We start from the raw sequence: 8,812 nt of genomic DNA on the forward strand, positions 1-8,812 counted from the left end.
ACCTCGCTCGACGAGGCCCGCGCCATGGGCGCGATGGCACTGTTCAGCGAGAACTACGGCGACCGCGTCCGCGTCGTCGAGATGGGCGGCCCGTTCTCCATGGAGCTGTGCGGCGGCACCCACGTCGACCACACGTCGCAGATTGGCCCGGTGGCCGTGCTCGGCGAGTCCTCCATCGGTTCGGGCGTGCGCCGCATCGAGGCGTACTCCGGCCTGGATTCCTTCCGTTACCTGTCCACGGAGCGCATGCTCGCCGAGCGTCTCGCCGCGGAGTTCAAGTCTCCGTCGGCGCAGCTGCCGGACCGCATCGCCGCCCTGTCCGAGCGCCTCAAGGCCGCGGAGAAGCAGGTCGCGGATCTCAAGGCGGCCCGTTTGCTTGCCGACGCCCAGTCGCACCTCGATCAGGCCCGGGTCATCGGAGACGTGACGTTCCTCGGGCTGCAGCTGCCGGCGGGCACGCAGGCGAAGGACATCCGCTCCCTGGCCAACGATCTGCGCGGCCGCCTCGGCGATCGCGCCGCGATCATCGCCCTGGCCGCCGAGGCCGACGGCAAGGCGCCGTTCGCGGTGGCCGTCACCGACGCGGCCGTGGACGCCGGGCACAAGGCCGGCGACCTGGTGAAGCTGCTCGGCGAGCGCATCGGCGGCCGCGGCGGCGGCAAGCCCCAGCTGGCGCAGGGATCGGGCTCCGAGCCGGCCGGCATCGAGGCGGGCCTGGCGGCCATCGCGAACTCGCTGGCCTGATTCCGTTGGCGAAGCTCGAGATCGACCGCCCCGGCGCAGATGATCCCGGACGGGGCAGGCGGCTGGGCATCGACGTCGGCGACGTCCGCGTCGGCGTCGCCATGTCCGATCCGGATGGCCTACTGGCCACCCCGGTGGAGACCATCGCCCGGGACACCGGGCGGCGGGGCCCCGACGGCGCCGACATCGATCGGCTCGTCGAGCTGGCCCTGGAACTCGAGGTCGTGGAAATCGTCATCGGTTTGCCGCTCATGCTCGACGGGTCTCCCGGCACGTCCGCCCGCAAAGCGGGGGATGTCGCATTCCGCCTCAAGCGCCGTCTGGGGGAGGCCGCGTGCATCCGGATGGCCGACGAACGGATGACCACCGTCATGGCGCAGTCCCGCCTCCACCAGGCCGGACGCGACGTCAAGGGGGCCCGCGGCGTGATCGACCAGGCCGCCGCGGTGGAGATCCTGCAGTCGTGGCTCGACCAGCGCCGTGACTTTTTGGCCGACACTCCGTGATTGAAATGTGACAATCGGGCATTCCATGGGGGAGAATCAACAAGATTGTCCCGACCACCCGTTCGCGGTCGGGTGCCCGGCCCCCGAGGAGACCGAGATGAGCACTGGCCCGAAGTCGGCCGCAAGGACCAAGAAGCCCGCGAAGCCCGGCAAGGGCCGGCGCGGACGCGTCCGTCGCCGCCAGACGTCGATGGCCATCAACGTCACCTCGATTCTGCTGAGCGTGATCATCCTCGCCGGCGTCGGCTTCCTGTGGTTGCGCGGTGGCGTCTCGGGGGACTACTCCGGCGAGGGCAACGGCGAGACCGTGGTCGTCGAGGTGGCGCAGGGTTCGTCGCTGTCGGATCTGTCGACGAAGCTCACCGACGAGGACGTCGTGGCCACGGAGGACGCCTTCATGTCGGCGGCGAACTCCCACGCCCGCTCGGGCGAACTGCAGCCCGGCTTCTACCGCCTGGAGAAGAAGATGTCCGCGGCGTCGGCCGTCGAGGCGCTCCTCGATCCGGCGAACCAGGCGGGCACGGTCGACATCCCGACCGGCACCCGTCTCATGGACACCCACATCGTCGCCTCGGACGACGTGCGCAAGGGCATCTTCACGCTGATCTCCGAAGCGTCGTGCATGGGCGAGGACCAGTGCGTCTCGGTCGACGAGCTGAAGCAGGCCGCCGGCACGATGGATCCGGGCGCCCTCGGCGTCCCGGCGTGGGCCGCCCGCGAGGTCGGCGCCCGGGGCGACGACCCCCGCCGCCTGGAGGGCCTGATCACCCCGGGCGTGCACCAGTTCAACCCGCAGGCCGAAGCCGGCGAGATCATCTCCTCCCTGGTCTCCGAGTCCGCCACCCGCTACGAGGAGACCGGCCTGGAAGCCTCGGCCCAGCGCGTCGGGCTGTCCCCGTACGAGCTGATCACCGCGGCGTCGCTGATCCAGATGGAGGCGCCGGACGGCGACTTCGACAAGGTCGGCCGCGTGATCCTCAACCGCCTGGAGGAGCCGATGCGCATGCAGTTCGACTCCACGGTCAACTACGACCTGCCGGACCAGGAGATCGCCACGACCGACGAGGACCGCGCCCGCGTCACCGCGTGGAACACCTACGCCAAGGACGGCCTGCCGGAGACCCCGATTTCCTCGCCGTCGATCGAGGCCATCACCGCGATGGAGAATCCCGCCGACGGCCCGTGGCTCTACTTCGTCACCGTGGACAAGGACGGCCGCACGGTCTTCACCACCACCTTCGACGAGCACCAGGCCGCGATCCAGGAGTCCATCGCCAACGGCGTCCTGGACTCCAACCGATGACCCCGGCGCCGATCGCCCACCGAGCCGCGGTCCTGGGCGACCCCGTGGACCATTCCCGCTCGCCGCAGATCCACAACGCTGGGTACGCGGCGCTCGGCCTCGACGACTGGGAGTACGGGCGCTTCCGCTGCACGGCGGAGGATCTGCCGCGCATCGTCGGTGGCGCCGACGACTCCTACGCCGGATTTTCGGTGACCATGCCCGGCAAGTTCGCGGCACTCGATTTCGCGGACTCGGCCACCGATCGCGCCCGCGCCATCGGCTCGGCGAACACGCTCGTGCGCACGGCCGACGGTTGGCGTGCGGACAACACCGACTGCGACGGCGTCACCGGCGCCCTGCGCGAGTTGGGCGCCAACCGGCTTCCCGACGGCCGGGCCGTGCTCGTCGGCGCCGGCGGCACCGCCAGGCCCGCGTTGTGGGCTCTGGCTCAGGCCGGCGTGAAGCGCGTGTCCGCGGTGGCGCGGTCAGAGCGCGTCTACGCGCTGGAGCCGCTGGCCGCCCAGCTCGGCGTGAGCTTCACGTGGGTGCCTTTCACCGCCCCGAATCTCGCCGACGTCGCCGGTTCCGCGGACGTCCTCGTGTCCACGGTGCCGTCGGAGGCCCTGGAGAGCTACGCCGGCCAGCTGGCCCGAGCCCCGCGCATCCTCGACGTCATCTACGACCCGTGGCCGACGCCGCTGGTCGCCGCAGCCGAGCGCAATGGCCACGTCGCCCTCGGCGGCCTGACCATGCTGCTGCACCAGGCGCTCGGCCAGTTCGAGCAGTTCACGGGCAAGCAGGCCCCGGAGGCCGCCATGCGGGAGGCCGCGTTCTCGGGTTAACTCCCGGGCATGGGGTGGGGGATCGACTCTGAATCGGCGTTCGTCTGCGCCGTCTTCTGGTGCGCGTACGTGCCGTGGGCGGCATGGCTGTCGTGGCACGACCTCGTGTCGCGCCGGCTTCCGGATCGCCTGACTCTTCCGGCGGTGCCGATGGCGGCGCTTTTCTCGCTTCACGACGCCGCGTTCACCGCATTCGCCGCCGGAGCCGCGATCTGGGCGGTGACGTACGCGGCCGTGGCCGTCGTCAAGCAAGGCGCGATGGGCGGGGGAGACGTGAAGCTGGCCCTGACGCTCGGCGGCGTGACCGGATGGTCGGCGGGCCTGCCGGGGACGCTCGCGGCGATGATCGCCGCCGGACTGCTCACCGGTGCGCTGGGGCTCGTGCGGAGAAAAGGAGCCATGCCGCATGGGCCGTCGATGCTGCTGGCGTGCGCGGGGGTCGCGCTCGGGGGACCGATGGAGTGACGGCCGTTACGAACATGAGATGATGTCCGCATGCTTCGTTGGACCACCGCAGGAGAATCGCACGGCCAGGCGCTCGTCGCCATGATCGAGGGCGTTCCCGCCGATTTCCCCATCACCCGGGAAGACGTTTCCCGGCAGCTCGCACGCCGCCGCCTCGGCTACGGCCGCGGCGCCCGCATGAAGTTCGAGGCCGATGAGGTCACGCTGCTCGGCGGCGTCCGCCACGGCCGCTCCCTCGGCTCGCCCGTCGCCATCATGATCGGCAACACCGAGTGGCCCAAGTGGACCACCGTCATGAGCGCCGACCCGGTGGACCCCGCCGAACTCGACGGCGCGCGCGGCGCGACGCTGACCCGCCCGAGGCCCGGCCACGCCGACTTCAACGGCATGCTCAAATACGGGCACACCGACGCCCGCAACATCCTCGAGCGGTCCTCCGCCCGCGAGACCGCCGCGCGCGTCGCCGCCGGCACCGTCGCGCGATCGATCCTGCGCGAGGCCCTGGGCGTGGAGATCGTCAGCCACGTCATCTCCATCGGCCGCTCAGAGCCCTACGAGGGCCCGCTGCCGACGTTCGCCGACCAGGACGCCATCGACGACTCGCCCGTGCGCGCGTTCTCGAAGGAAGCCGAGGAGTCGATGGTCGCCGAAATCGAGGCGGCCAAGAAGCAGGGCGACACGCTCGGCGGCATCGTCGAGGTCGTCGTGCACGGCCTGCCCATCGGCCTCGGTTCGCACATCTCCGGCGAGGCGCGCCTGGACGCGCAGTTGGCCTCGGCGCTGATGGGCATCCAGTCCGTCAAGGGCGTCGAGATCGGCGACGGTTTCGAGGAGGCCCGCCGCCGCGGCACCGAGGCCCACGACGAGATGGTCCGCGTCGAGGGCGGGGCGGGCGTCGATCGCCTGACCAACCGCGCCGGTGGCCTGGAGGGCGGCATGACCAACGGCCAGCCGCTCGTCGTCCGCGCCGCCATGAAGCCGATTTCGACCGTGCCGCGCGCGCTGAAGACCGTGGACATGGAGTCCGGCAAGGCCGCCACCGCCATCCACCAGCGCTCCGACGTGTGCGCCGTGCCCGCCGGCGGCGTCGTGGCCGAGACGATGGTCGCGCTGACGCTGGCCCGCGCCGTCACCGAGAAGTTCGGCGGCGATTCGCTCGTCGAACTGCGCCGCAACGTCGAGGGGTACCTCGCACAGGTCGCGGATCGCCTGGACTGGGAGTAGGTTTCGGCAGCGATGGCAACTCCCCGCGTAGTCCTGGTCGGCCCGCCCGGCGCAGGCAAGTCCACGATCGGCCGCCGGCTGGCCCGCGCCCTGCATGCGCCGCTGACGGACACCGATCACCTCATCGAGGAGCGCGAGGGCGACACCTGCGGCAACGTGTTCACGTCGCTGGGCGAGCCGCGCTTCCGCGAGATCGAGGAAGAGGTGATCGCCGAGGCCCTGCAGCGGCCGGGCATCATCTCGCTCGGCGGCGGCGCCGTGCTCTCCGAGAAGACCCGCCACCTGCTGGCCGGCCACGACGTCGTCTACCTCGAGGTGAGCATCGAGGAGGGCGTGCGCCGCACCGCCGGCGAATCCGGGCGCCCCGTGCTCGCGGCCGACGATCCGGCCGAGCACTACCGGAGGCTCTACGAGTACCGGCGCCCGTTCTACGAGGAGGTCGCCAGCTTCAAGACGCGCTCCGATTCCCGCTCGCCGCAGCGCGTGGTCGCCGAAATCCTGGGCTACCTGGATTCCGCGGACTGCGACGGCGAACGGGACTGAGCGGATAAGCTCGGCGGCAGCCGGGCGTCATCCGCGACCCGGCCGCGCCTCCTGGTGCGGCCGGTCCCATTTCCACCCGGAAGCTCCACCGAAAGGACCACGCGAACCGTGACCACCATCCCCGTCAACGGACCCGCCCCCTACGAGGTGCGGATCGGCTCCGGCCTGACCGCCGAGATCGCCGACGCCGCGGGTGCCGCGGCCAACGTCTGCGTGATCCACCAGGGCAGCGTCGCCCCGGCGGCCAACCGCATCGTCGAGGCGCTGTCCGCCCGGGGAGTCGCGGCGTTCGCCCTCGAAATCGAGGACGCGGAAGAGGGCAAGACCCTCGAATCGGCCGGCCGGTGCTGGGACGTGCTCGGCGAGCGTGGGCTGGGCCGCACGGACGCCATCGTCGCCGTCGGCGGCGGCGCGGCCACTGACCTCGGCGGCTACGTCGCCGCCGCGTGGATGCGCGGCATCAAGGTCTACCAGGTGCCCACGACGCTGCTGGCCATGGTCGATGCGGCCGTGGGCGGCAAGACGGGCATCAACACGGCTGCGGGCAAGAACCTGGTCGGCGCCTTCCACGAGCCTTCGGGCGTCTTCGTCGACCTCGATTTCCTGCGCACCCTGCCGGCGGCCGAGCTGGTGGCGGGGTCGGCGGAGATCATCAAGGCCGGCTTCATCTCGGACACGGCGATTCTCGACCTGTACGCGGCCGATCCCGCCGCATGTCTCGACGTCGACGGCGCGCTGCCGGAACTCATCGAGCGCGCGATCACCGTGAAGGCGCACGTCGTCTCCGAGGACCTGAAGGAGGCCGGCCTGCGCGAGACGCTCAATTACGGCCACACTTTCGGTCACGCCGTCGAGCGCTACGAGGACTACCGCTGGCGCCACGGCCACGCCGTCGCCGTGGGCATGGTCTACGTCGCGGAACTGGCGCGCATCGCGGGCCTCATCGACGAGGACCTGGTGGAGCGCCACCGCAGGATCCTCGAGTCGATCGGCCTGCCGACGACGTACGAGGACGGCCGCTACGACGAGCTCTTCGCCGGCATGACCCGGGACAAGAAGAACCGCCGCGGGACCATCCGCTTCGTGGCGCTCACGGCGCCGGGGGAGACCACGCGGCTCGAGGGCCCGACCGAGGACCAGCTGCGCGAGGCGTACTCCGCCCTCGCCGCGGCCGGCAAGCCCGCGGACGAGGAGTCTGCGCGATGACGGACACCGCCAACACCGACACCACCGCCGCCAACGCCGCCGCCCGAACGGTTCTGGTCCTCAACGGCCCGAACCTCAATCGCCTGGGCAAGCGCCAGCCGGAGGTCTACGGATCGACGACTCTCGCGGATGTCGTGGCGGGCCTCGAATCCCTGGCCGCCGATCTCGGCGTCGCCGTCGAGTGCCGCCAGTCCAATCACGAGGGCGAGCTCATCGATTGGGTGCACGAGGCGGCCGACCGCGGCTGGCCGGTGATCATCAACCCGGGCGGCTTGACCCACACGTCCGTCACCCTGCGCGACGCGCTCGCCGAGGTCGCCGACGTTGCGGGCTTCCACGAGGTCCACATCTCCAACGTCCACGCCCGCGAAGAGTTCCGCCACATGTCCCTGCTGTCGCCGCTGGCCGCGGGGATCATCGTGGGCTGCGGCACCGACGGTTACGGCCTCGCTTTGCGACGGATCGCCGCACAGCCCACCTCCGCACAGCAGACCGGCACCCGTAACCCCGAGGAGAACGCCCGATGAGCGACGTCCAGTCCGCCACCATCGACTACGCGGGTCGCCGCGCCCGCCTGGCCGAGCAGCTGGAGTCGCTGGGCTGCGACGCCATCGTCATCGATCACCCGGCGCACGTGCGTTGGCTGACCGGCTTCACCGGCTCCAACGGCGCGGTGCTCGTCCACGCGGACGGCTCCGCCATGGTCTCCACGGACGGCCGGTACACCACCCAGATCGGGGTGGAGGCGCCGGACCTGGAGCTGCATCTGTCCCGCAATTGCGCCATCGAACTCGCAGGTCGCGCCAGCGCCGCCGGGGTCGCCCGGCTGGGCTACGAGGCCGCCCACGTCACCGTCGCCGGCATGCACCGCATCGGCGCGGCGCTCGACCCGGCCAAGGGCACGGAACTCGTCGACACGACCGACCTCGTCGAAAAGCTCCGTGCCGTAAAGGACGACGCCGAACTGGCCGCATTGCGGGAGGTCGCCGACATCGCCGTGCGCGCGTTCGAGGAGCTGCTGGACTCCGGCATCATCGCCGCCGGCGCCACGGAGCGGGCCATCGCCGCCGACCTGGAGCACCGCATGCGCGTGGGCGGGGCCGACGGCATCGCGTTCGACACCATCGTCGCTTCCGGGCCGAACTCCGCGAAGCCGCACGCCGGCGCCGAGGACAGGGAGCTTCACGACGGCGACCTGCTCACGATCGACTTCGGGGCGTCGAAAAACGGGTACCACTCCGACATGACGCGCACGCTCATCGTGGGCGGCAAAGAGGCGGCCGAGGACTTCGCCATGGAGATCTACTCGACCGTCCTGCGCGCCCAGCTCGCCGGGGTCGCCGCAGCACGGCCGGGCACCCCGCTGGCCGACGTCGACCGGGCCTGCCGCGAGGTCATCGTCGCCGCCGGGCACGGGGAGTACTTCGTGCATTCCACCGGCCACGGCATCGGCCTCGACGTCCACGAGGCGCCGTTCGCCTCCAGCCGCTCGCAGGAAACGCTGGCCACCGGCATGACGCTGACGATTGAGCCGGGCATCTACGTCCCCGGGTACGGCGGCGTGCGCATCGAGGACACGGTGATCGTCACCGAAGGCGAGCCGGAGATCATCACCCCGCTGCCCAAGACCGTGTGACCGGCGCGCCGCTTTAGCGTCCTGGCGGCCGCGGGGGTATCGTGTACCGGTCAGACCCGTCGTCTACCCCAACAGGAGCTATTCGTGGCATCCACCTCCGACTTCAAGAACGGCCTCGTGCTGAAGATCGACAACAAGCTGCAGCAGATCGTCGAGTTCCAGCACGTCAAGCCCGGCAAGGGCCCCGCGTTCGTGCGCACGAAGCTCAAGGACGTCGTGTCCGGCAAGACCACGGACAAGACCTTCAACGCCGGCGTCAAGGTCGAGACCGCCACCGTCGACCGCCGCGACATGACCTTCCTGTACCGCGACGGCGAGGACTACGTCCTCATGGACGAGAAGACCTACGACCAGATCAACC

10 protein-coding genes and 1 pseudogene are annotated in these 8,812 nt (G+C 70.8%); all 11 read left to right on the forward strand.

Features of this window, described 5'->3' with window-relative positions; genetic code table 11:
* The coding region (locus GX015_RS03295) for a DHHA1 domain-containing protein (protein ID WP_291342777.1) at nucleotides 1-744 on the forward strand (744 nt) is incomplete at its 5' end.
* Between the two features lie 5 nt (nucleotides 745-749).
* Entirely contained in the window at nucleotides 750-1,250 is a 501-nt protein-coding gene (ruvX, locus tag GX015_RS03300) for a Holliday junction resolvase RuvX (protein ID WP_291342778.1), read from the forward strand.
* A 190-nt stretch (nucleotides 1,251-1,440) separates the two neighbouring features.
* Nucleotides 1,441-2,553 (forward strand): endolytic transglycosylase MltG, encoded by a 1,113-nt coding sequence (locus GX015_RS03305; protein WP_291342789.1) that lies wholly within the window; start codon nucleotides 1,441-1,443, stop codon nucleotides 2,551-2,553.
* A complete protein-coding gene (locus GX015_RS03310; RefSeq protein WP_291342779.1) occupies nucleotides 2,550-3,377 on the forward strand; it encodes a shikimate dehydrogenase in 828 nt (275 codons plus the stop codon). Before GX015_RS03305 ends, GX015_RS03310 begins: the two co-directional genes overlap by 4 nt.
* A gap of 9 nt (nucleotides 3,378-3,386) precedes the next feature.
* Nucleotides 3,387-3,842, forward strand: a complete 456-nt coding sequence (locus GX015_RS03315; RefSeq protein ID WP_291342780.1) for an A24 family peptidase — start codon at nucleotides 3,387-3,389, stop codon at nucleotides 3,840-3,842.
* 30 nt (nucleotides 3,843-3,872) lie between these two features.
* Nucleotides 3,873-5,066: a chorismate synthase gene (gene aroC, locus GX015_RS03320; protein ID WP_291342782.1), complete on the forward strand. Its 1,194-nt coding sequence runs from the start codon at nucleotides 3,873-3,875 to the stop codon at nucleotides 5,064-5,066.
* A 12-nt stretch (nucleotides 5,067-5,078) separates the two neighbouring features.
* Entirely contained in the window at nucleotides 5,079-5,609 is a 531-nt protein-coding gene (locus GX015_RS03325) for a shikimate kinase (protein ID WP_291342784.1), read from the forward strand.
* A 108-nt stretch (nucleotides 5,610-5,717) separates the two neighbouring features.
* A complete protein-coding gene (aroB, locus tag GX015_RS03330) occupies nucleotides 5,718-6,815 on the forward strand; it encodes a 3-dehydroquinate synthase (protein ID WP_291342785.1) in 1,098 nt (365 codons plus the stop codon).
* The gene (gene aroQ, locus GX015_RS03335) at nucleotides 6,812-7,342 is read left to right on the forward strand and encodes a type II 3-dehydroquinate dehydratase (protein WP_291342786.1); all 531 of its coding nucleotides are present in this window, start codon (nucleotides 6,812-6,814) and stop codon (nucleotides 7,340-7,342) included. Before aroB ends, aroQ begins: the two co-directional genes overlap by 4 nt.
* Entirely contained in the window at nucleotides 7,339-8,451 is a 1,113-nt protein-coding gene (locus GX015_RS03340) for a Xaa-Pro peptidase family protein (protein WP_291342788.1), read from the forward strand. Before aroQ ends, GX015_RS03340 begins: the two co-directional genes overlap by 4 nt.
* Nucleotides 8,452-8,535: 84 nt before the next feature.
* A pseudogene (locus tag GX015_RS03345) lies at nucleotides 8,536-8,812 on the forward strand (elongation factor P); the annotation flags it as partial.

Origin of the sequence: Corynebacterium sp. (assembly GCF_012837295.1) — a bacterium.
Taxonomy (GTDB): domain Bacteria; phylum Actinomycetota; class Actinomycetes; order Mycobacteriales; family Mycobacteriaceae; genus Corynebacterium.